The following is a 21,212-nucleotide window of genomic DNA, read 5'->3' as shown; positions in this document are numbered from 1 at the left end:
GCGCCACCTCAGGCTGCCGCCCGCTCCCTGGAGGCGCGGCGGACGCGTCCCACCACGGCGGGCGGCACCAGCCGTCCTGCCCGGACAGCCAGGAAGTTGGCCGGCTCTCCGGCGATGTTCGGTTCGGCGGTCGGCTCGCGGGCGAACCCGAACGTCTCGAACAGGCGCAACAGACGGCTGCCGTACGCGGCGGCATTCAGGCCGGTCCCCTCCAGATCCCAGCACCAGGCATACCCGGTCGCCACGTAGACGCGCGACTCGGCCTGGGGATGTGCGAAGGTCCGGCGCAGCAACGCGCGGGCCAGCCCACGCCCCCGGTAGCTCCGGGCGACTTCGAGCACCACTTCCTGGATGCGCGGGTCGCGCAGCCGCCCCCAGGGCTGGTCTGCGCTGGCGGGTGCGACGCCCACGTACGCCACGATGACGTTGCCCACCACCGCCGCGTGCACCTCGCCGCCCGCCGCCAGCATGCGCTCCAGGGCGGTGCGCACGAACGCCACGCTTCCGGGCGCATAGCCCGCCAGCGCCCCCAGGTCGGATGCCAACGCATAGGGACGCAGTGCGCCGACACCGCGGAGCGTGACCACCTGCGGCGCATCCGCGGGCCCGGACGTGCAGCTGGCAGTGGCTGCGGTACCCATTCCATTGCCAGCATAGGGCCCACGCCGCCCCCGGCCTATCGGACGGTCGCTGTATTTGCCGTCAGCGCACGAGCCGAGGGGACGGCGCTGATGCCCACCCGGTTGCGTGCCCGTTGGAGGCCGGGGACTTGCCGTCAGGACGCGGGTCGAGGGGGCAGCAGCCGGAGGACGACACGGGCGGCGGCGGGGATCAGGCGGCGGACCGATGGCGACAACCCGGAGCCCAGCGCAAACCGCGCGCCCCTCACCGTGACCAGGAACGCCGGCGGTGCGGTGCCGTACAGCGTCCGGGCCAGTATCAGCAGGGTCTCGGGAGCCATGGCGTGGTTAAAGGCTGCGGGAGGGGTATGCTGCCCTCGCAGGCGGCGCACACGCACCCCGCGCGCAGACGCCCCGGTCCGTCCGGCCGGCCCGGCCCGTGCATCGACGAACACCACCCGGCTGGCGGCGGCGACGTCGGCAGCCAGTTCGGGGGTGAGCTGGTGACAGATGCGGACCGTCGCGCTACCCCGGGCCGCCACGGCGCGGGCCACGGCCGGACCTGCGCCGTCGTCCCCGCGCAGCGGGTTGCCCCAGGCGATCACCAGCGGGGCGCGCCTCATCGGCTCGTCGCGGCCGGGTCGCGGCGCACCCGCCGTACGAGACGCCCATCGGCGCCGACGATGTCGACCACCAGCGGCATCGCCCCGACGGCGTGGGTCGAGCAGGAGAGACAGGGGTCGAAGGCGCGGATGGCGGCCTCCAGGCGGTTCAGCACGCCCTCGCGCACGTCGTCGCCGGTGATGTAGTGTGCCGCCACCTGCGCCACCGCCCGGTTCATCGCCAGGTTGTTCTGCCCCGTGGCGATGATGAGGTTGACGCGCACCAGGCGGCCGTCGTCGTCGACCTCGTAGTGGTGGTAGAGGGTCCCCCGCGGCGCCTCGGCGACGCCGACCCCCACGTGGCGGTTACGGCCGGCTCGGGCACGCACGTCGCGATCGAGGATGGCGGGGTCGTCCAGGAGCCTGCCGATCTGCTCCAGGGCGTGCACGATCTCGATCAGCCGCGCGTAGTGGTAGTAGAACGCGCTGAGCGCCACGCGGCCCGTGCGCTGCCGGTACTCCGTCAGCTCGGCATCGGCCCGCGGCGTTCCGCAGGCCGCAGCGACGTTGAGCCGCGCCAGGGGCCCGACGCGGTAGGCGCCGTCGGGGTAGCCGTACGGACGGTAGTACGGGAACTTCAGGTACGACCAGGGCTCCGTGGCCTCTCCCAGGTAGTCCTGGTAGCGCGTCGGGTCGAGCCCCTCGGCGACCGCCTCGCCGTCGGGGCCGACGATGCGCAGGCGCCCCTCGTAGTACTCGACGCGGCCCGCCGTGTCCACCAGACCGGCGAACAACGCGGGAGAGGTGCCGAAGATCGCGGCCTCTTCGGCGTGGGCGTCCAGGACCCGTTTGAACGCGTCCAGGCCAGTGCGCGCATCCTCCAGCGCCTGCGGCCAGGCCGCCAGCAGCTGCTGGCGCACTGCGGGAAGCAGGGGCGTCGCCACGCCGCCGGGCACCACCCAGGTCGGGTGGATGCGGCGGCCGCCCAGCAGCTCGATGATCGTCTGCCCGTACTGGCGCAGGCGGATGCCGGCCCGGGCGACCTCCGGATGGTGGGCGATCAGCCCGAACAAGTTGCGCTCGGTCGGGGGCGCGTCGAAGCCCAACAGCAGGTCGGGTGAGGACAGGTGGAAGAACGAGAGCGCGTGGGACTGCACGAGCTGGGCCAGGTGCAGCAGCCGCCGGAGCCGCTCCGCCGCCGGCGGGATCTCCACCGCCAGGATGGCGTCGCCCGCCTTGGCCGAGGCGATCAGGTGGCTCACCGGGCAGATGCCGCAGATCCGTGCCGTGATGGCCGGCATCTCCCAGAACAGCCTGCCCTCGCAGAACTTCTCGAATCCGCGGAACTCGGTGACGTGGAAGCGCGCTTCGGCCACACGGCCGGCCTCGTCGAGGAGCACGCTGATCTTGGCGTGCCCCTCGATGCGGGTCACAGGGTCGATGACGATGCGCCTGCTGTTCATCCCCTGCTCCTACCCGAACCGTAGCCCGTCGTCCCAGCGGCCAGGAACAGCGTCTCTCGCAGTGGGGTTCATTCCCTACTCCTATCCGAACCGCAGTCCGCCGGTGGCCGGAGGCCGGCCCGCCAGCAGGTCGGTCAGCACCGCGTAGATGACGTCGGCCGACGGCGGGCACCCGGGCAGCCAGACGTCCACCGGCACCACATGGTGGACGGGGACTACCCGGGCCAGCAGCTTCGGGACCAGGACGTCGTCGGGTGGTCCTGCGCCGGCCGACGCGGTCTCAACGTAGGCACGCTGGAGCACGGCGGCCGGCCCGATCGGGTTGCGCATCGCGGTGACGTTGCCCGTGACCGCGCAGTCGCCGAAGGCCACCAGCACCCGCGTGCGGGCCCGTACGGTGTAGATCAGCTCCAGGTGGTCCGAGGTGGCCACGGCGCCTTCCACCAGGGCGACGTCCACCCGCGCGGGGAACGTCTTGATGTCGGCCAGCGGGCTGTAGACCAGGTCGATGCGGGGCGCCAGGGCGAGCAGCCGCTCGTCGAGGTCCAGGAACGACATGTGGCACCCGCTGCAGCCACCGAGCCAGACCGTGGCCAGGCGCAGACGCTCGCCGCGCGCGGCAGGGGCGTCCGATCCCGCCGGCAGGCCCGGAGAAGACGGCAGGTCGGCCATCAGCGGATCCACCGATGCGCCTGGCGCGCCGTGGTGATGTAGGCCAGGAACTCTCGCCGTTTTGTCATCTCGCCGCCGCCACGCCCCTTCTCGAAGAGGGCGCCCGTGGGGCAGACCTGCACGCACTTGCCGCACGAGGTGCAGGTGTCGGACGTCCCCCAGGGCTGGTCGAGGTCCGCAATCACCCGTGAGCCCGCCCCGCGCCCGGCGACGTCCCAGGTGTGGGCGCCTTCCACCTCGTCGCAGACCCGCACGCAGCGCGTGCACAGGATGCACCGGTTGTGGTCCAGCACGAACCGGTCGTGGGACGCGTCGACGGCCCGCGCGGGCGCGCGGTAGGGGAAGCGCACGGACGTCATGCCCTGCGCTGCGGCCAGCGCCTGCAGGTCGCAGTGGCCGTTGGCCACGCACACGGCGCAGACGTGGTTGCCCTCGGCGAAGAGGAGCTCGAGGATCATGCGGCGGTACGCGCGCAGGCGCGGGGTATCGGTGGCGACCTCCATGCCCTCGGCCACCCGCGTGACGCAGGCTGCGAGCGGGCGCGGCGCCCCGGCCACTTCCACCAGACACAGCCGGCACGCGCCCACCGCCGAGAGGCCCTCCAGGAAGCACAGCGTCGGGATGACGATGCCGTGCTCGCGGGCCGCCTCCAGGATCGTCTCGCCCTCGCGGGCGCCGACCGGTTCGCCGTCGATGACCAGGGTCCTGACCGTCACGGCCGCACCTCCGCCGCCGGCTGCATGGGACAGACGCCGGCCGGGCACCTGTGCTCGACCACGTGGGCCAGGTACTCGTCGCGGAAGTGCCGCAGGGTGGCCAGCAGCGGGTTGGGCGCGTTCTGCCCCAGCCCGCACAGGCTGGCATGCCGGACCAGGTCGGCCAGCGCCTCCAGGCGATCCAGGTCCTCGGGCGTGCCCTGGCCCTCGGCGATGCGGGTGAGCAGGTCGTAGAGCTGGACGGTGCCGGCCCGGCAGGGAATGCACTTGCCGCACGACTCGTCCATGCAGAAGCGCATGAAGTAGCGGGTCACGTCCACCAGGCACGTGCGGTCGTCCAGCACGATCATGCCGCCCGAGCCCATCATCGAGCCCAGCGCCGTGAGCGCCTCGTAGTCGACCGGCACGTCGAGCAACGCCGCGGGCACGCATCCGCCGCCGGGCCCACCGGTCTGCACGGCTTTGACGGTCCGCCCGGGCGGCGGCCCGCCACCGATCTCCTCGACGATACGGCGCAGCGGCATGCCCATCGGCACCTCGACGACACCGGTGCGCCGTACGGTGCCGGCTAGGCTGAAGACCTTGGTGCCGCGGCTGCGCTCGGTGCCCATGGCCGCGTACCACGCGCCGCCGCGGGCAACGATCGCCGGGATCGCCGCGAACGTCTCCACGTTGTTGATGAGCGTGGGCGCACCCCACAACCCCGACTCGGCCGGATACGGCGGCCGGGGCCGCGGCTGTCCGCGCCTGCCCTCGATCGAGGCCAGCAGCGCCGTCTCCTCACCGCAAACGTAGGCGCCGGCGCCGATGCGCAGGTCGACCCGGAAACTGAACCCCGAGTCGGCGATCCGGGCTCCCAGCAGGCGCAACGCCTCGGCCTGCCGGATGGCGATCTGCAGCCGACGGATGGCCAGGGGGTACTCGCCGCGCACGTAGACGTAGCCCTGGCTGGCCCCCACCGCGTAGGCCCCGATGGCCATGCCTTCCAGGACCCGGTGGGGGTCGCCCTCCAGCACGGTGCGGTCCATGAACGCCCCGGGGTCGCCCTCGTCGGCGTTGCAGACGACGTACTTGCGCTCGCCCGGGGCCTTGGCCACCGTGGCCCACTTCAGGCCGGTAGGGTACCCGGCACCGCCGCGTCCGCGCAGACCGCTCTGGCGCACCTGCTCGATCACCTGGGCCGGGGTCATCTCCGTGACCGCGCGCAGCAGCGCGCGGTAGGCGCCGGCGGCGATCGCCTCCTCGATCCGCTCCGGGTCGATGCGGCCGCAGGAGGCCAGCACGACAGGCTGCTGGGCGGCGAAGAACGGGCCGGCGGGATCCAATGCCAGGTGCGTCGCCGGGCGGTCCTCGCGCAGATGGGTCAGGGCGATGTCGTGGACGTCCCGGGCCGAGCGACAGCGGTAGAGGGCACCGTCGGGCTCGATCCTGACCAGGGGGCCCTCGCTGCACGGTCCCATGCAGCCGGCGCCCGTGACTTCGATCGCGGGCTGGCTCCGGGCGACGGTCTGGAAGACCGCCTTGAGCGCCGTCACCCCCCGCGACAGGCAGCCCGCGCCCTCGCACACCTTCACCCGGTAGCGGAAGGCCTGCTGGCGCGCGCGCTCGGCCTCGGCGATGCGCTGCAGTTCCTCAGGCGTCATCGCCACCCCACCCTCGGAGCCGTCGCAGGACGTCCTCGGGCGTCAGCTCGCCCGTCACCTCCTCGTCGAACACGACGACCGGCGCTTGGCTGCATGGCCCCAGGCAGCGCACCGCCTCGATGCCCAGCGTGCCGTCGGGCGCCACCCCACCGGCGGCGATGCCGGTGGCGCGTTCCAGGGCCTGCAGGATACGGCCGGCTCCCTTGAGGTAGCAGGCCGTGCCGGTGCACACCGTCACCGTGTGTCGCCCTCGGGGCGTCAGCGAGAAGAAGTGGTAGAAGGTGGCGACACCGTAGACCAGGCTGGGCGGCACGGCAAGGCTGCGGGCGACGTAGACCAGGACCTCGCGCGGCAGGTAGCCAAACAGCCGTTGGGCCACGTGGAGGACCTCGATGAGGCTGTCGGGTCGCCGGTGGTAGCGGCGGACGACCGCATCGAGCTCGCGGTACCGCGGGTCGGCCAGCGCCGTTCCGGTCAACCCCTGTGCGTCCGGCGCGACTCCAGCCACGTCGTCCACGCGCTCACCCCTTCTCCCGTGCGCGCCGAGAGGGCGAAGACGGGCGCCTGGCTGACCTGCCGCAGCCCCTCGTCGAACGCCTCCATGGAGAAGTCCGTGTGGGGCAGCAGGTCGATCTTGTTGAGGACCACGGCGTCCGCCCGTGCGAAGGTCGCAGGGTACTTGCGCGGCTTGTCGTCGCCTTCGGGCACGCTGGTCACCACGACCCGCAGGTGTTCCCCCAGGTCGTAGGCCGTCGGGCAGACGAGGTTGCCGACGTTCTCGATGAGGAGAAGCTGCAGCCGCTCCACGGGCAGGTGCGCCAGCGCCGTGCGGACCAGGTGGGCGTCCAGGTGGCACGCGTTGCCGACCAGCCGGGTCTCGATCTGCACGGCCCGCACGCCGTACCCGGCCAGCCGCTCCGCGTCCCGGGTGGTGGCGATGTCGCCCTCGATGACGCCGATGGCCACGCGGGGATGCAGGGCGGCCACCGTGCGCTCCAGCAGCGCCGTCTTCCCGCTGCCGGGCGACCCGATGACGTTCACGGCGAACACGCCCGCCCGATCGAAGCGCGCCCGGAGTTCCTCGGCGAGCGCGTCGTTGGCGCGCAGCACGCGTTCGACGACTTCCACCCGCATGGGTTGTCGCCTCCTGGGAGGCTGCCTCGTGCCTGACGCGGTGCCCGGCGGGGACGCTGCTGGCATCCTCGGGCTTCGTAGTCCCGGCGACGGTCAGCGGACGCGCCGACACCGGCGTCGGCGCGCACAGACCTCGGTGTACGCCCCCGCGATGCGGACCTCCGCGCCGTTATGGCTTTGATTGTATTATGGCCGCGCGTGTTCCTGCGGGGCTATCGGTCTGGCGCCCGATGCGTGCTGGGGCAGCGTCGCAGGCGTCTGCGGAGGCGCGGGTGCGTCAGGCGGCGACGACCGGTGTGGCCGGCCGTCGCCGCAGGGGGCGCGCGGTGGCACGTCCGATGGCGGCGGGCGGGGCGTCCCACCGGTACAGTTCCTCCAGCACGGCCTCGATCAGGCAGGGCAACCGATGCTGGACGATGGGCGAGAGCCCCACGCCCGGGGTGAGGTCTGCAGGCTCCATGCCCCAGAGCACCACCGTAGAGGGGCGACGGTCCAGCAGGGCAGCGGCCGCCAGCAGGTCCGGCAGGCCCACCTCGTGCGGGGAGACCACCACACGGGCCATGCGGTCGATGGCGTCGCCGGCCAGACGCACCAGCGTGCCGGGCACGTGGCCGGCGCGGACGGCGTCGATGATCAGCAACCGGGCCACACGGTCCAGGTAGGGCAAGAGGTCGAGGCCCAGCGTCCCACCATCGAGGACGACCACGTCCCGCGGCAGAAACCGGCGGAGAGCGCGGGCAGCCCACACGCCCAGCCCGTCGTCGCGGAGCAGGATGTTGCCGACGCCCAGCACCAGCGTGCCGTTCATGGAGGCCGGTGCAAGAACTTGTACCCGGAGACGATGCTCGTGACGAGGCCGTTGCGTTCCTCGATGTCGATGAGCACGGCGCTGTAGGTGTGGTGGATGGCGAAGCCGAGCAGCAGCCACATGCCCAGGTGGTGGACCAGCCGCACCGTCGGGGCGCCCAGCAGCGCGACCAGCCAGCCGAACAGCGCGGTCCGCCACCCTGGCGTCTCCAGCGCCTGCAGGGCAAAGCCGGTCGCGACCTCGACGAACATCAGCGCCACGACCACCGAGTACGCGATCCCGGCCAGGGCGTTGTGTCCAACGGCCGGAGGCGGTCGGCGGCGGACGAACGTGTAGTACAGCGCCATCTCGACCGCCTCCCGACGCCCGGCGGCGTGCAGGTAGGGCACCAGCGCGCGCCACGACGCCCACCGGTTGCCGGCGAACGCCCAGTAGGTCCGCAGCGCCAGGCTGGCCACGAACACCCACGCCGCGAGCCGGTGGACCGCGCGCATCCAGGTCATCACCGCCGCGCCGCCCGGCAGGAACGGGGCGCCGATGTAGAGCCCGGTGGCCGACAGCACCAGGATGGCCAGGACGTTCACCCAGTGGGTCAGGCGCACGGGCGTCTCCCACACGTAGACGCGATGGACGACGGCGGCGGTCGCCGCCTGCTCCACGGAAGGCCGGACGTCGCCCGCGGTCGCCATCGCTCTCACACGACCCGGATCCGCGTGATGGGTTCCCGTCCCGGCCCCACCACGTGCACGGCGCACGCCATGCAGGGGTCGAACGAGTGCACGGTGCGCAGGATCTCCACGGGCCGCGCGGGATCCGCCACCGGCGTGCCCACGAGCGCCGCCTCGTAGGGGCCGCGCTGGCCCTGCGCGTCGCGGGGCGAACCGTTCCAGGTGCTGGGCACCACCGCCTGGTAGTTGACGATGGCCCCATCCTTGATCCGCACCCAGTGGCCCAGCGCGCCACGCGGCGCTTCGTGGAAGCCCCATCCCTGGGCCTCGCGAGGCCAGGTGGCGGGATCCCAGCGCTCGCCGTTGTGGATGCGCAGGTCCCTGCGCCTGATGTTGGCCACCAGCTGGTCGTGCCAGACCAGCAGCTCGTGGGCCACCAGCTGGGTCTCGACCGCGCGGGCTGCGATGCGGCCCAGGGTGGAGAAGAGGGCCGACGGCCCCACGCCCAGCGCCGCCAGCATGCGGTCGACGGCAGCCTTCACCTGCCGGTGCCCGGCGGCGTAGGCCACCAGCATGCGCGCCAGCGGGCCGACTTCCATGGGCAGCCCGTTGTACCGGGGCGCCTTGATCCAGCTGTACTTCCCCTCGACGTCGAGGAACTGGTAGGGCGGCGTCGGCCCCGTGTAGCGCGGTGCGGTCTCGCCGTCCCACGGATGTCGCGCGGCCTCGTCACCGTCGCTGTACGTGTACCAGGCGCGGGTTACGGACTCCGTGATCTGCCGGTGGTCCATGGGGTGGACGCGGGAGAGGTCGCGGTTGAGGATCACGCCGCGGGGCAGCCACAGGCGCGCCGGGTCGGCGCTGGTGTCGGTGGGGTAGTCGCCGTAGGAGAGGTAGTTGCCCACGCCGGCACCGATCTGGGCCCAGTCCTTGTAGAACCCGGCGATGGCCACCACGTCGGGCAGGTAGACCTGGTCCACGAACTCCCGGGCGGCCAGCAGCAGCTGGCGCTGCGCCTGCAGGCGGTCCGCGTTCAGCGCAGAGGGGCTGTCGGGGTCCAGCGGGATCGCCATCCCGCCCACCAGGTACGTCTGCGGGTGCGGGTTCTTGGACCCGAGGATCGCGTGGATCTTGATGACCTCCCGCTGCCAGTCCAGGGCCTCCAGGTAGTGCGCCACGGCCATCAGGTTGGCGGCCGGCGGCAGCCGGTAGGCGGGATGACCCCAGTAGCCGTTGGCGAAGAGCCCGAGCTGGCCCGACTCGACGAACCGGCGCAGTCGATCCTGCACCGTCTTGAAGTACGTGGTGCTGGCCTTCGGCCACGGCGACAGCGACTGGGCCAGGCGGGAGGTCTGGGCGGGGTCGGCCTTGAGCGCGGCCGTGATGTCGACCCAGTCGAGGGCGTGGAGGTGGTAGAAGTGGATGACGTGGTCCTGGACGTACTGGATCCCCGCGATGATGTTGCGGATGATCCGGGCGTTGTCCGGGATGTCGATGCCTAGCGCGTCTTCAACTGCTCGCACGGAGCAGGCGGCGTGAACCGTCGTTCAGACCCCTCATATGCGCTGGGCGAACAGCCACGCATCGCGCGGGTCCCGGCCCTTGAGCACGAGCTCCATGCCACGGAACATCGTGCTGGAACTCCAGGCGTCGGTCACGCGACCACCGTCGACCTGGGCTTCGATCCGCAGGTGTCCCTCGATCCGGGTGATGGGGTCGATCACGATCCTCGGCATCAGGGCTCCTCCTCTCCCTGCGCAGGTTCAGGCGTGCTCGGCGGCGGTGCGGTCGGGCCGGCAGCAGGAGGGCTGCTGCCAGGACGCCGTCGGGCCCGCACCGCGCTGGCGACACCGTGGGCGGCGAAGGCCGCCGCGGTTCCCCCGGCGATCCACGCGCCGATCCGGTCGGCCGTGGTGTGGATGCCCACCCCCGGCACGTGCGGCAGGCGGCGGTAGAACGGCGTCATCACGTCCCAGAAGTCCCGCTCGGCGCACCCGACGCAGCCGTGGCCGGCTGCGACCGGCCAGCTGGTGCCGTCGTTCCAGCGCACGGCCGGACAGTTGTGGTAGGTGGCCGGGCCCTTGCAGCCCATCTTGTAGAGGCACCACCCCTGGCGGTGACCCGCGTCGCCCCACTCCTGCACGAACCGGCCGGCGTCGAAGTGCGCCCGGCGCTCGCACCGATCGTGGATGCGCTCCCCGTACGCGAAGAGCGGGCGGCCCTGCCGGTCGGTGGCCGGCAGTTCCCCGAACGTCAGGAAGTGCACCAGCGTCGCCGTGATGTTCACGGCGTTGGGCGGACACCCGGGCAGGTTGACGACGGTAATCCCCGGGACCGCCTGTGCCACGCCCACGGCGCCCGTGGGGTTCGGGTACGCCGCCGGCCACCCGCCGTAGAACGCGCAGGCGCCAACGGTGATGGTGGCGGCAGCGTTGGTGCAGATGTCCCGGGCGATGTCCAGGGCCGTGCGCCCACCGATGGTACAGTAGACGCCGCCATCGCGGGTCGGGATCGCCCCCTCTACGACCGCGAGGTACTGGCCGCGCTGGTTGCGCACGGTCTCCTGCAGCGACCGTTCGGCGGCCGCCCCCGCGGGCGCCATGATCGTCTCGTGGTAGTTCAGGGAGAGCACGTCGAGGACCAGGTCGGCCACCGAGGGCCGGCTGGCCCGGAGGAACGACTCGGTGCAGCCCGCGCAGTCCTGGAACTCGAGCCAGACGAGGGCGGGACGTCGGACCGCCTCCAACGCCCGAGCGATGCGCGCGGCGTAGCGCTCCGGCAGCGCCAGCACGCCGGCCATGGCCGCGCAGAACTTGAGGAACGTCCGTCGCGAGATCCCGTGCGCCGCCCACAGCGGTGCGCGCGCCTCCCAGGGGTCCTGGGGCCACCGGCCGTCGGGGGCGACGTCACGGTGGGGAGGCGGAAGCTGCCGGTGCGGTGTCCAGGCCGTCTCCGGCATCGGCGGACACCTCCTCGCTCTCCGGCCCATCGGCCACGTCCAGCGCGACGAGCTCCAGTTCCCGTCCGGCCAGCACCTGCACGTCGCCTGCGCCGCAGGCCGGACAGCGCAGCACGAGCGCCTCGGTGACGAACTCGTGCGCGCAGGCGCCGCAGCGTCCGCGTACCGGGACCTCTTCGATGTCGAGCGTTGCGCCCTCGAGGACCGTGCCCGGCGTCAGGAGGTCGAAGTGGAAGCGCAGCGCGTCGGGCACCACGGCAGTTAAGTGGCCGATCCGGAGGGTGACGCGCAGGACCCGCGGCGGTGGCGCAGGCAACCGGGAGACGGCGTCGGCGGCGGCCTCGATCAGCGCCTGGCAGATCGAGAGCTCGTGCACTCCAGCACCCCCGGCGGCCCGTGCAGGCCGGCGGACGTCACGGTGGGTACTTGCATCCTACTTGGAGTAGCGTGCGGCGTCCATCGGGCGCGCGCCCGATGGGGTCGCGCCGTCAGGCTGGCGCGGGTCCTTGGCCACCGCGGACCCCGCCGTCAGGCCGGACCGGAGCCCTCGGCCGCCGCCGGCCCCGCCGACGGGGGGCCCTCGGGCCGCGGACGCAGCACGGCTTTTACCTGGAACACGTGGAAGCCCTCGGCGACAAGCGTCTCGGCCACCTGCAGCGGCGCGGCCGTGGACACCCGCACGTAGCCACGGCGCGTCGCCTGGTCGAGGCGGACGGCGATGGCCAACGTGAGGGTATTGCCCGGGAGCCCTGCCAGGACGTGGATCAGCCGGTCGACGTCGGCCAGGCCGCCGGGAAAGTCGACCGCCATGCGAACCCCGCCGATGTCACCGCCCAGCAGGTGCACGATGGCGTCGAAGAGGTCGGTTTCGGTGACGATGCCGACCAGGCGATCGCCGTCCACCACGGGCAGGCTCCCGATCTTGCGCTCGCGCAGCAGGCGCGCGGCGTCTTCCACGGGGAGGTCTGGCGCCACCGTGATGGGGTGCTCGGTCATGACGTCGCGCACCGCCGTCTGCCCCAGCAGTTCGGGAATCTCCCACGCGGCCAGGCCACTGGCCGGCGACGGCGAGGCCCGCATGAGGTCGGTCCAGGTCACGATGCCCACCAGCCGGCCGTGCTCCACCACCGGCAGGTGGCGGATGCGCTGGCGGCGCATCAGGCGTAGCGCTTCGCGCAGCGTGGCCTGCGGCGTCACGGTGGTCGGGTCAGGGGTCATGCAGTCCCGGACCAGCATCGCCAGGCTCCCCGCAGGAGATTGCCAAGCAGCATACTCGACCGGGCGGCGGGGAGCCATCGGGTCTGGACCCGATTTCCCCGCCGCCCGCACTGCCCGGCCGCCGGCGCACCCCAGGCCGCGCCGGGGCCGGTCGTGTGGCCGTGCGTTGTACGCGGCGACCGTCTGGCCAGGTACGCCGGTACCTGGCTGACCGCCCTCGGGGACCGCAGAACTGCCGGCGCGCAGCAGCCGCTGCCTGGCCGGGCCCCGGCCGGGTGCTACGGCTCGACGACGAAGACCCCAACCATGCCGCGGTCGGCGTGGTCGACGACGTGGCAGTGGAAGAGCCACAGCCCGGGCTGACGGAACCGGATCTGCACCGTGTCCAGGGCACCGCTGACCAGCGGCACCACCTGCGCGGGCCAGGGCCGACCGCCCAGCACGCCCAGCGAGACCAGCGGGATCTCGTGGACGTGCAGGCTGTGCTCGATGTTGCCCAGGTTCGCCACGTGCAGCCGCAGCGTCTCGCCGACCTTGACCTTGAAGAACGGCACGGTCTTCCCCAGCTGCTCCACCACGCCGGGCAGGCCCTTCTCCTTGAACAGCTCTTCGAGCGCCAGCTCGCCGCCGGGCACGCCGAGGCCGTTCATGACATAGGTGGGCACCTTGTCCCCCTTCTTCACCCGCGTGGTCTCGGCGAAGAAGAGCACCTCCTGGCGCACCGCCGCCGACCGGGCGTCGTCGACGACGATCATGCCGTAGAGGCCCTGGAGGATGTGCTGGTTGATGGGGAACTCCTTGTCGGCGGCATGGCAGTGGTAGTAGGTGGCGCCCGGGCTCTCGAGCAGGAACTGGTAGGTGTACTCCCCACCGGGGGGGATCATGGCGCCGGTGCCCTTCCCGGAGATGACGTTCATCTGCGACCCATCGTACTCGATCGGGTAGTGGCTCAGGTGGGTGTGGAAGCTGTGGGTGCGGGTGTGCCGGTTGATCACCCGCACGCGCAGGACCTCGCCGACCCGTCCGCGCAGCGTCGGCCCGGGCACCGAGCCGTTGTACGTCCAGACCGTCCAGGTGTTGCCGCCGCCGAAGTCGATGGTCCGCTCCACGATCTCGAGGGTGTACTCCCGCACGGTGCGGCCGCCCGTCTGGAAGACCCGTGGTCGGGGCGGCGCCGCTGCGGCGGGGCGGGACGCGAGCTGCGCGGCGGCGAGCTGCGCGGCCTGCGCTGCCAGGGGGCCACCCATCAGGTAGTCCATGAACATCCGCTGGCCGCCGACATGGTCCGTGTGCGGGGCCTGCACGCCACCTGGCGGCGCCGTGCGCGCCCGTCCAGACAGCCCGCCGAGCATCCACGCAGTGGTGATCAGCGCTGTCATGCCCGTCACCATGAGCAGCCGTGCGATCGTGTGTCGACGCATAGGTGTGCCTCCCCTTCTGCCAGGTCTGGAAACTTGACTGTCATGATGCACAATCTGCCAGGGGAGGGGGAATCGGGTCGGCGTCGGATTTCGCGCGACGGATGCCCGATGTGCACATCGGGTGGCCGCCGGGCGCCTGTGGGCGCGCTTCGCGCGAGAAGTCGGACAGCCGCCCAGCCCGGGAGTACCGGTAAAAGAGCCGTGGGGGGGAGACGGCTCTATACTGGGCGGCTGCCGACGAGCGCCTCGGTAGCTCCACCGGGTGGCGACGCAGCCACCGGCGCGCCGTTCGGCGGGGGAGTTTGCCAGGGCAGCGCCGCCACCGTCTTACACCCCCGGGGCCAGCGGGGCGGAGCGCCACGTCGGGCCCCGCGTGACGGGCACGGCCGATCGAGCCGGCGTCTGGGCCGGCGGCACGACCGGGGTGCACTGGCGCACACGCACCCCGCGCGCCTGCAGCGCGTCCACCAGGCGCGTCGGCTCGCTGCACGCGGCGCGCAGTACCGCGACCCGCCGGCCGTCCTCCGGGTAGACGGAGAGCGAGGTCAGGGCGGCGCCGACAGCGTCGAGGACCGCGATCACGTCCGCGACCGCTCCCGCACGGTCCTCCAGGTCGACCACCAGCCGGACGCCGCCCTGACGCAGGCCCGTCATCTCGAGGAAGGCGTCGAAGACGTCGCTCTCGGTGATGATGCCGACGAGCCTTCCGTCGGCCTCCACCACGGGCAACCCGCCGATCTTCCGGGTGCGCATGATCAGCGCCGCTTCCTCGACGGGCTGCTCGGGCTCGATGGTGATCGGCTCGGGGGTCATGATCTCCTTCACGCTGGCCCGCAGCAACAGGCCGGGAATCTCCCACGCGCCCAGCGAGGTGGCGGGCGAGGGCAGGGCCCGCATCAGGTCCGTCCAGCTCACGATGCCCACCAGCCGGCCGCGGGACAGGATCGGGATGCGACGGATCTGGTAGTGCTGCATCAGGCTGTGGGCCTCCACGATGGACCCCCGCACGTCCATCGTGATCGGCGGGCTGCTCATGCGGTCACGCACCAGCATGGTCGTCGTCCCGTCAGTCGTGCCCCAGCTGGTCCCCGATGGCGAGGGCGCGGACCACGTCGCCGTCGGAGAGATGGCGGCGCACCAGGGCGCAGTAGATCTCTTCCTCTTTGCGGCAGTGCACCTCCACCAGCGCGCGGATCTGGTAGCCCAGCAGCCGGGCGCGGTCGATCAGCGCGGGCTCGCGGTCGCCGGCCTCGATGCGCGCCAGCAGGGCTAGCAGGTCGGCCACGCGAGCGGCGATCTCCCGGTGGTCCAGGACCATCGCGGCGTTGACGTCGCCGTGCTGGCGGAGCAGTTCGCCCGCCGCCGGGTAGAACGTCAGCTCTTCCCACTCGGCGTGGGGAATCATCACCTGCTGGAAGAACCGCTCGGCATCCCGCACCGCCCCGGGCGCCGGCTGGCCGTCGTGCAGCCGGTCGAGCATCTGCGTGAGCGCCTCGAGCCCGGCCCCGAGGTCTGCATGCTCCCTCCGGTACGCCTCCAGCAGCGCCGCCTTGGCCTGACTCATGGCACTCCCCCGCGTCGACTGATCGCTCCCATCGTAGGTGGTGGTGGCGTCCCGGCCCATCGGGTGCAGGACGGATTTTTGGCGGATACCGCGCCGATCCGTCATGGGGTCGCGGCGGCCAGCAGGCTCCCGCAGGCGGCCAGCGCGAACCACAGGAGGGCGCTGGCGGCACACCAGGCACACACGGCCCGGAGCACGCCCACCTGCAGCCACGTCAGGTACGCCGAAAAGGCAGCGCCGAACGCCACCAGGCCGACCAGCACCGGCAACAGGTCCCCCCGTCGCCGGGGGGACTGGGCGCCGGCGATGGCCGTGCCGGCTGTCACACCGAAGGCCACCAGGCCCCACAGGACCAGGGGTGCGCCCAGGAACCGGGCGTAGGGGCCCCGTGCTACCGCGTCGCAGGCGCCGGTCAGGCACAGCGGTGTCGTCCCCCGCACCGCGAGCATGACGAGAATGCCGGCGACGAGTACCCCGGCCCCTGCCAACGCCGCCGCGCCCCACCACAGGCGGGTGGTGACGGTACCCGCGGCCGGCAGCGGAGCCCGGGGGCGAATCCGTGCGGACCGCGTCGTGGCCGCGCTGCCGGACCTATCGCGCCCTGGCGGCATCGATGGCCGCACCGAAGACCTCCAGCGGCTGCGCGCCCACGATCGGCTGGCCGTTGACGAAGGTGGTGGGCGTGCCGCGCACGCCCCGGCGCACCCCGTCGCGCACGTCGGCCTCCACGCGCTGGCGCGCGGCGGCACCGGCCCGACAGGTGGTGAACGCGGCGAGGTCCAGGCCGAGGTCGCGCGCTATCGCGTCGAGGTCACGTCCGGATCGCACGGCCCCGCGCCGCGCACGGTCGAAGAGCCGGTCGTGATAGGCCCAGAACCGCCGCTGGTCCGCTGCGCACTCGCTGGCCACGGCGGCCTCGAGCGACAGGGGCCCGAGGATCGGAAACTGTCGGTAGACCAGGCGCACTACACCCGGCTCGACGTACCGCACCACAAGGGCGGGTTCGATCTCGCGGGCCAGCGTAGCGCAGTGCCCGCACAGGAAGTCGGAGAACACCTCGACGACGACGGGCGCACCGGCCGCACCGCGCACCTTGCCGCCAGGCTCCGGCAGGCCGGGTGGCGCAGTGGCCACCGGCGAGGGCGCCATGACGTAGTGCGTGGTCGCCACCAGCAGGGCCGCCGCAACCCCCGCAGCGGCGGCCAGGAGCAGGATGGCTCGACGACCGGTGCGGTCCTGGCGCCGCGTCACGTGAGGGCACCCGAGGGGGCGTGGGCGCCGGAGCGCGTGCCACCGGCAGGCCGGCTGTGGTCGATCAGGCGCCGACAGGTGGTGCGCTGTCCCACGGTCATGGAATGTCTGCCTCGGCGAAGAGCGCCGTCGCTACGGCCAGCGGTCCGGCGAGCCAGGCCGCCAGGGCGCCCAGCAGGAGCACGCTCGTGCCTCCCGTGCCCAGTCGCGTCACCAGGAACCCACCGACCGGCCCGAGCACCTCCAGCGTCGGGTCGAGGATCAACAAGGCCAGCAGGCGCGCGACCTCGACGGGGTTCAGCAGCAGGGCAGCAGCCAGACCCCGAACGCCGGCCAGCGCGAATGCCCCGGCGCCGATCAGCAGCAGGTCGAACGCCACCACGCTCGCAAACCACAGCGCCAGGGCTGCGGCCGTTGCCCGCGTGCGGTTGCGCGCGATCACGGAGATCACGAGCCCGAGCGCGAGGTAGACCGCGGCCAGGGCCAGGGCGATCCCGACGAAGGCCAGGTAGCGCAGCCCCCCGGCGGCACCGGTGGCGAGCCCGATGAGCACCCCCGCGATGCCGAAGCCCAGCGAGGTGGCGGCCGCAATTGCGGCCAGCGCGCCGGCGAACCGGGACAGCACCAGCTCGGTCCGGCTCACGGGTTGGGCCGCCAGCACCTCCAGCACCCCGCTCTCGCGGTCGGCGGCCACGCTGCCGCTCCCGAGCAGCAGGGCCACCAGCGGTACCAGCAGCAGGCACAGGTTGATCAGGCTGGCGGTGGTGCGGCCGTAGCCCTCCAGGCCCACCGCGCCCACGTTCCGCAGCCCCACCAGGGACAGGCCGAGCGCCAGCCCCCCAAACAGTACGGCGTAGGCCAGCAACCAGCGGCTGCGCAGGGCGTCGCCGAGCTCGTGGGCGATCAGCGCGCGCGTGGCCGTCACGGTCCCTCCCCCCGGGCCGGCGCCCGTGTCCCGTCCGGAGCCCACCCGCCTGCCGCCAGCCCGGTGTCCACCGCGGGCTCGTCCACGTGGACCGCCGCCGGCCTGATGCCTGCCGCCGCCACCGCGGCCAGCACATCGAAGGCGCGTCCCGCGGGTGCCAGCGCCACCACCGCGGCGCCTGCTGCGCTGGCGGTGACCTCGGGCATGCCCGCCAGAACCGCTAGCAGATCGTCGCGTCCGCTGCCGTTCAGCGTGAACACGATGCGCTGCACGACGGCGCTCCCCAGGCCCTGCGGCGGGCCGTCGTAGACCAGCCGTCCACGCGCCAGCACCAGCGCCCGGGTGGCGGGCTTGAGCGATTCCGCGGCCAGGTGCGTTGAGAGGATCACCGTCCGGCCGGCGGCCACCAGCTCGCGCAGCACGTCGTGCAGGGTGCGCCGCGCGGTGGCGTCCAGGTGCGCGGCCGGTTCGTCGAACAGCACCACGGCCGGTGCGGCCTGCAGCGCCACCGCCAGGGCCAGGCGCTGCCGCATGCCGCCCGAGAGCGCACGCACCGGCGTGCGCGCCTGGTCGTCGAGGCCGACGCGGGCGAGCCAGGACGCATCGCCGCCACGCTGCCCGCGCAGCCGCGCGAAGAGGTCCAGGACCTGGGCGCAGGTCAGGTCCGGCGGGAACGCCGGGCGCTGGGGCACGTAGCCGACCACCCGGCGCGCGGCGCGGCCCCATCGGGCCACGTCCACCCCGCCGATCCGCACCGTGCCCTCGAAGGTCAACAGGCCGAGCACGCAGCGCAGCAGCGTGGTCTTTCCCGCACCGTTGGGGCCCAGCAGCACCACGAACTCGCCGGTCCCGACCGACGCGGTGACCCCATCGAGGGCCAGCGTGGCCCCGAACCGCTTGCGGAGGTCGACGATCTCGATCATCGTTCCCTGCGGACGCGCGCCACGGTGGCGACGCCGGGCACGAGCAGCGCAAGCCCCACCCAGAGGATACCCCAGGCGTCGTGCGCATCTCCCGGGGCAGGCGGGACGCCCGTGGCCGGCGGCCGGACGAGCGGCGCGGGGTCGTCGACGAGCGGCATGCCCTGGAGGAGCGGCGCCAGGCGGGCGGCGGTCTCGAGGGCGTGGTGGGCAGGCGTGAAGAGCAGCGCCTGCAAGGCGGGCGCCCGCACCGTCAGATCCTCCAGGACGTCGGTACGACGGTAGGGGACGTCGCCGACGCCATCGCCATCGGCGTCGAAACCGGCGTAGTCGCTCCAGTAGTTTCCCCGGCCGTGCTCGGCCCAGGTGTTGGCGCCGGCGCGCACCGCGCCGCGCGGCTCGATGGGTCGCAGGTTCTCGACGAACGCGTTGCCGGTGGCAGTGATCGCCGCGGTGCTCATCAGGCTCAGGCCGACGCCGTTGAAGGCCACCAGGTTGCCCTCCAGGCGCACCCAGCCCTCCGCCGTCTGGGGCGCGTTCTCCACCTCGACGCCCGTCGCGTTGCCGGCGATACGGTTGCCCCGGACCAGCACCCGGTCGACGTCCTTGAGGATCAGCCCCACGCCCACGGCGGCCGACCGGCTGCCCTGGAACGTGTTCCCCACCAGGCGCACGTCGGTGGAGTACATCACCGCCGCGCCCACGGCGTTGTCGACGAAGGTGTTGGCCACGAAGGCGTTGCGGTGCGAGTACATGTAGTGGATACCGTACCGGCAGCCGGTGACGGTATTGCCCTCGACCAGCGTGTCCTCCGAGAACGAGAAGTAGAACCCGTCCTTACCGCGGACGATGCGGTTGGCGCGCAGGCGCGCGCCCCGGACCCGCCACAGGTAGACCGCATGGCCCCGGCGCTCCGGCGGCAGGTCGGCGGTGGCGATGGTGTTGCGCTCGATCAGGGCGTCCCGGGCGCCCGCCAGGTAGAGGCCGAACAGCACGTCCACGATCCGGTTCCCGCGCACCACCGCCCGCGGACCCTCGACGACCACCCCGGCGGCCTCGCTGCTGTAGGCCAGGGCGCTCCCGCGGATCACGAAGCCCTCCAGGTGCACGTCGGGGCCGGCGACGACCACGACGTGCCCGCGCCGCCCGCCGTCGATCACCGGCCAGCCGCGGCCTCGCAGCGTCACGGGACGGGTCAGGCGCAGCGGCCCGGGGTAGACGCCCGGGGGCACCTCGACGACGGCACCGGGAGGCGCTGCGGCGACCGCTGCGGCCAGGTCGAACGTCGCCGCGCGCGCGGGCATGGCGGTCAGCACCACTGCGGCGCCGACCAGCCCCACCACTGCTGCCAGCGGTCGGGCAGCGGGTCTGGCCGGGGGGCGCAGGTGGACGCGCGGGCCCCACGTGAGGATCAGCGCACTCAGGACCAGGAGGACCAACCCCGCGCCGGGCAGCGCGGTGACGTTGAAGTTCATGACCGACGTCGGACCCAGCACCCGCGGGGTGAACAGCGGCAGGCGGATCGCCGCGTGCGGGTCGAGCGTGTGCCCGTAGACGTACAGCCGCGCCTGGAGGTCGGCCAGGAAGACGACGGGCAGGGCCCACGCGCCAGCGACGACCAGCCACCGCAGCCACCGCGAGGGCAGCACGGCGCTCAGGACGATGCCCGCTGCCAGCAGGCCCACCGCGGGGAAGAACAGGGCCAGCTCGGGGATCGGCGCGCCCCGGCCCGGTTCGCCCCGCTCGTCCCGTTCGTCGTCCTCGCCGCGGTAGAGCACGGGCTGCCGCCCGCCGGGCAGCGGGCGCATGCCGATGTAGTGGTTCAGGGCGTTGATCTCGTCCACGTCCCCGTGCACCCCACGGCCGTCGATCACCAGGCGCAGCCCCTGCGGGTACTGCGGGGCGTGGAGCGTCATGCGCCACAGCGGTAGCAGGGCACCCGTTACCAGCAGCGCCAGGGCAACGCCGGCGACCACCAGACGCGTCGCCAGCGGCGTCGGCATGGCGTCGGACAGTTGTCGCGTCACGACGTCACCTCGTGGCGGGCCGCCAGGAGGTCGGCGAACGACTGCACCGGCCTGGTGGGGTGTGCCTGCCGGGCGGCGCCGCGGTCGGCGTAGGCCGCCAGGCCGTACCCCATGGGGGTGCGCAGGGTAGGGGAGCGGACGTACCACGCACGGGACGCCTCCAGCCAGCGCTCGCTGGGCAGGTCGTGCACCCAGGCCACCGCGCGCTCCGCGGCGAGCAGATCGCCGGCGTCGCGCACCAGGCAGCCGATGTCGTCGTAGCGCCGGACGCTCGCGCCGATCCGTGCGGCGGCCGCAAAGCGCGGGTCGGCGATGAGCATGCCGCACGCCTGGCAGCGGTCCACCCCGTAGCGGATCTGCGGCGGCCCGGTGCCGTCGGCACGGCCCAACAGCGCCCACAGCGCCGGGGTCAGTGCGGCGCCGGCCGCCCCGGTGGCCAGGATCAGGAACCGTCGTCGTGTCGTCGGCATCCTCGGTTGCCCCCTCGGTCGGTCGAGGCGGCGGGCACGATCCGGGCGTTCCCCGCCGGCGTCTGGTCTCGCCTCAGCGGCACCCTCGGCCGCGAGGGGAGGAGCGCGCCCGCGCTCCTCCCCTCCGTGCG

Annotated in this window: 22 protein-coding genes and 1 pseudogene; all 23 read right to left on the bottom strand. The window is 72.9% G+C overall.

Annotated features, from left to right (window positions below; all coding sequences use genetic code 11):
* Window positions 1-8: 8 nt before the first annotated feature.
* The gene (locus QN157_03765; GenBank protein MDR7554703.1) at window positions 9-587 is read right to left on the bottom strand and encodes a hypothetical protein; all 579 of its coding nucleotides are present in this window, start codon (window positions 585-587) and stop codon (window positions 9-11) included.
* A 188-nt stretch (window positions 588-775) separates the two neighbouring features.
* The gene (locus tag QN157_03760) at window positions 776-1,243 is read right to left on the bottom strand and encodes a hydrogenase maturation protease (protein MDR7554702.1); all 468 of its coding nucleotides are present in this window, start codon (window positions 1,241-1,243) and stop codon (window positions 776-778) included.
* Complete coding sequence (locus QN157_03755) at window positions 1,240-2,685, bottom strand: Ni/Fe hydrogenase subunit alpha (protein MDR7554701.1); 1,446 nt, start codon at window positions 2,683-2,685, stop codon at window positions 1,240-1,242. The genes QN157_03760 and QN157_03755 overlap by 4 nt, the downstream gene beginning before the upstream one ends.
* Window positions 2,686-2,766: 81 nt before the next feature.
* Window positions 2,767-3,357 (bottom strand): oxidoreductase, encoded by a 591-nt coding sequence (locus QN157_03750; GenBank protein ID MDR7554700.1) that lies wholly within the window; start codon window positions 3,355-3,357, stop codon window positions 2,767-2,769.
* Window positions 3,357-4,073 carry a bidirectional hydrogenase complex protein HoxU gene (hoxU, locus tag QN157_03745; protein MDR7554699.1) on the bottom strand — a complete coding sequence of 239 codons (717 nt, stop codon included), beginning with the start codon at window positions 4,071-4,073 and terminating at the stop codon, window positions 3,357-3,359. Before hoxU ends, QN157_03750 begins: the two co-directional genes overlap by 1 nt.
* Window positions 4,070-5,716, bottom strand: a complete 1,647-nt coding sequence (locus QN157_03740) for a NuoF family protein (protein MDR7554698.1) — start codon at window positions 5,714-5,716, stop codon at window positions 4,070-4,072. The genes hoxU and QN157_03740 overlap by 4 nt, the downstream gene beginning before the upstream one ends.
* Window positions 5,706-6,194 carry an NAD(P)H-dependent oxidoreductase subunit E gene (locus QN157_03735; GenBank protein MDR7554697.1) on the bottom strand — a complete coding sequence of 163 codons (489 nt, stop codon included), beginning with the start codon at window positions 6,192-6,194 and terminating at the stop codon, window positions 5,706-5,708. The genes QN157_03740 and QN157_03735 overlap by 11 nt, the downstream gene beginning before the upstream one ends.
* Window positions 6,191-6,850 carry a hydrogenase nickel incorporation protein HypB gene (gene hypB, locus QN157_03730; GenBank protein MDR7554696.1) on the bottom strand — a complete coding sequence of 220 codons (660 nt, stop codon included), beginning with the start codon at window positions 6,848-6,850 and terminating at the stop codon, window positions 6,191-6,193. Before hypB ends, QN157_03735 begins: the two co-directional genes overlap by 4 nt.
* Before the next feature lie 277 nt (window positions 6,851-7,127).
* Window positions 7,128-7,658: a HyaD/HybD family hydrogenase maturation endopeptidase gene (locus QN157_03725; GenBank protein MDR7554695.1), complete on the bottom strand. Its 531-nt coding sequence runs from the start codon at window positions 7,656-7,658 to the stop codon at window positions 7,128-7,130.
* Window positions 7,655-8,347, bottom strand: coding sequence for a Ni/Fe-hydrogenase, b-type cytochrome subunit (gene cybH, locus QN157_03720; protein MDR7554694.1), 693 nt, complete (start codon window positions 8,345-8,347; stop codon window positions 7,655-7,657). The genes QN157_03725 and cybH overlap by 4 nt, the downstream gene beginning before the upstream one ends.
* A 5-nt stretch (window positions 8,348-8,352) precedes the next feature.
* A pseudogene (locus QN157_03715) lies at window positions 8,353-10,062 on the bottom strand (nickel-dependent hydrogenase large subunit).
* The gene (locus QN157_03710; GenBank protein ID MDR7554693.1) at window positions 10,062-11,285 is read right to left on the bottom strand and encodes a hydrogenase small subunit; all 1,224 of its coding nucleotides are present in this window, start codon (window positions 11,283-11,285) and stop codon (window positions 10,062-10,064) included. Before QN157_03710 ends, QN157_03715 begins: the two are co-directional and overlap by 1 nt.
* Window positions 11,233-11,661 (bottom strand): hydrogenase maturation nickel metallochaperone HypA, encoded by a 429-nt coding sequence (hypA, locus tag QN157_03705; GenBank protein ID MDR7554692.1) that lies wholly within the window; start codon window positions 11,659-11,661, stop codon window positions 11,233-11,235. The genes QN157_03710 and hypA overlap by 53 nt, the downstream gene beginning before the upstream one ends.
* A 152-nt stretch (window positions 11,662-11,813) precedes the next feature.
* A complete protein-coding gene (locus QN157_03700) occupies window positions 11,814-12,521 on the bottom strand; it encodes a CBS domain-containing protein (protein ID MDR7554691.1) in 708 nt (235 codons plus the stop codon).
* A 260-nt stretch (window positions 12,522-12,781) separates the two neighbouring features.
* A complete protein-coding gene (locus QN157_03695; protein ID MDR7554690.1) occupies window positions 12,782-13,924 on the bottom strand; it encodes a multicopper oxidase domain-containing protein in 1,143 nt (380 codons plus the stop codon).
* A gap of 327 nt (window positions 13,925-14,251) precedes the next feature.
* Window positions 14,252-14,977: a CBS and ACT domain-containing protein gene (locus tag QN157_03690; GenBank protein ID MDR7554689.1), complete on the bottom strand. Its 726-nt coding sequence runs from the start codon at window positions 14,975-14,977 to the stop codon at window positions 14,252-14,254.
* 13 nt (window positions 14,978-14,990) lie between these two features.
* Complete coding sequence (locus QN157_03685) at window positions 14,991-15,488, bottom strand: hemerythrin domain-containing protein (protein ID MDR7554688.1); 498 nt, start codon at window positions 15,486-15,488, stop codon at window positions 14,991-14,993.
* Between the two features lie 101 nt (window positions 15,489-15,589).
* Window positions 15,590-16,111 carry a vitamin K epoxide reductase family protein gene (locus QN157_03680; GenBank protein ID MDR7554687.1) on the bottom strand — a complete coding sequence of 174 codons (522 nt, stop codon included), beginning with the start codon at window positions 16,109-16,111 and terminating at the stop codon, window positions 15,590-15,592.
* Complete coding sequence (locus QN157_03675; GenBank protein ID MDR7554686.1) at window positions 16,080-16,739, bottom strand: thioredoxin domain-containing protein; 660 nt, start codon at window positions 16,737-16,739, stop codon at window positions 16,080-16,082. The genes QN157_03680 and QN157_03675 overlap by 32 nt, the downstream gene beginning before the upstream one ends.
* Window positions 16,740-16,836: 97 nt before the next feature.
* Window positions 16,837-17,664 (bottom strand): ABC transporter permease subunit, encoded by an 828-nt coding sequence (locus tag QN157_03670; protein MDR7554685.1) that lies wholly within the window; start codon window positions 17,662-17,664, stop codon window positions 16,837-16,839.
* Window positions 17,661-18,587 carry an ABC transporter ATP-binding protein gene (locus QN157_03665; GenBank protein MDR7554684.1) on the bottom strand — a complete coding sequence of 309 codons (927 nt, stop codon included), beginning with the start codon at window positions 18,585-18,587 and terminating at the stop codon, window positions 17,661-17,663. Before QN157_03665 ends, QN157_03670 begins: the two co-directional genes overlap by 4 nt.
* Window positions 18,584-20,611, bottom strand: a complete 2,028-nt coding sequence (nosD, locus tag QN157_03660; protein ID MDR7554683.1) for a nitrous oxide reductase family maturation protein NosD — start codon at window positions 20,609-20,611, stop codon at window positions 18,584-18,586. Before nosD ends, QN157_03665 begins: the two co-directional genes overlap by 4 nt.
* The gene (locus QN157_03655) at window positions 20,608-21,081 is read right to left on the bottom strand and encodes a hypothetical protein (protein ID MDR7554682.1); all 474 of its coding nucleotides are present in this window, start codon (window positions 21,079-21,081) and stop codon (window positions 20,608-20,610) included. The genes nosD and QN157_03655 overlap by 4 nt, the downstream gene beginning before the upstream one ends.
* Window positions 21,082-21,212: the final 131 nt, after the last annotated feature.

The organism is Armatimonadota bacterium (assembly GCA_031459855.1).
Lineage (GTDB): Bacteria > Sysuimicrobiota > Sysuimicrobiia > Sysuimicrobiales > Humicultoraceae > Fervidifonticultor > Fervidifonticultor primus.
This window is presented reverse-complemented; position numbering and strand designations above follow the sequence as displayed.

Coding starts and splice junctions, on each gene's coding strand:
- QN157_03760 (MDR7554702.1), bottom strand. CDS start 1,243: ATGAGGCGCGCCCCGCTGGTGATCGCCTGGGGCAACCCGCTGCGCGGG.
- QN157_03755 (MDR7554701.1), bottom strand. CDS start 2,685: ATGAACAGCAGGCGCATCGTCATCGACCCTGTGACCCGCATCGAGGGG.
- QN157_03750 (MDR7554700.1), bottom strand. CDS start 3,357: ATGGCCGACCTGCCGTCTTCTCCGGGCCTGCCGGCGGGATCGGACGCC.
- QN157_03740 (MDR7554698.1), bottom strand. CDS start 5,716: ATGACGCCTGAGGAACTGCAGCGCATCGCCGAGGCCGAGCGCGCGCGC.
- hypB (MDR7554696.1), bottom strand. CDS start 6,850: ATGCGGGTGGAAGTCGTCGAACGCGTGCTGCGCGCCAACGACGCGCTC.
- QN157_03725 (MDR7554695.1), bottom strand. CDS start 7,658: ATGAACGGCACGCTGGTGCTGGGCGTCGGCAACATCCTGCTCCGCGAC.
- cybH (MDR7554694.1), bottom strand. CDS start 8,347: ATGGCGACCGCGGGCGACGTCCGGCCTTCCGTGGAGCAGGCGGCGACC.
- QN157_03710 (MDR7554693.1), bottom strand. CDS start 11,285: ATGCCGGAGACGGCCTGGACACCGCACCGGCAGCTTCCGCCTCCCCAC.
- QN157_03700 (MDR7554691.1), bottom strand. CDS start 12,521: ATGCTGGTCCGGGACTGCATGACCCCTGACCCGACCACCGTGACGCCG.
- QN157_03695 (MDR7554690.1), bottom strand. CDS start 13,924: ATGCGTCGACACACGATCGCACGGCTGCTCATGGTGACGGGCATGACA.
- QN157_03690 (MDR7554689.1), bottom strand. CDS start 14,977: ATGCTGGTGCGTGACCGCATGAGCAGCCCGCCGATCACGATGGACGTG.
- QN157_03685 (MDR7554688.1), bottom strand. CDS start 15,488: ATGAGTCAGGCCAAGGCGGCGCTGCTGGAGGCGTACCGGAGGGAGCAT.
- QN157_03665 (MDR7554684.1), bottom strand. CDS start 18,587: ATGATCGAGATCGTCGACCTCCGCAAGCGGTTCGGGGCCACGCTGGCC.
- QN157_03655 (MDR7554682.1), bottom strand. CDS start 21,081: ATGCCGACGACACGACGACGGTTCCTGATCCTGGCCACCGGGGCGGCC.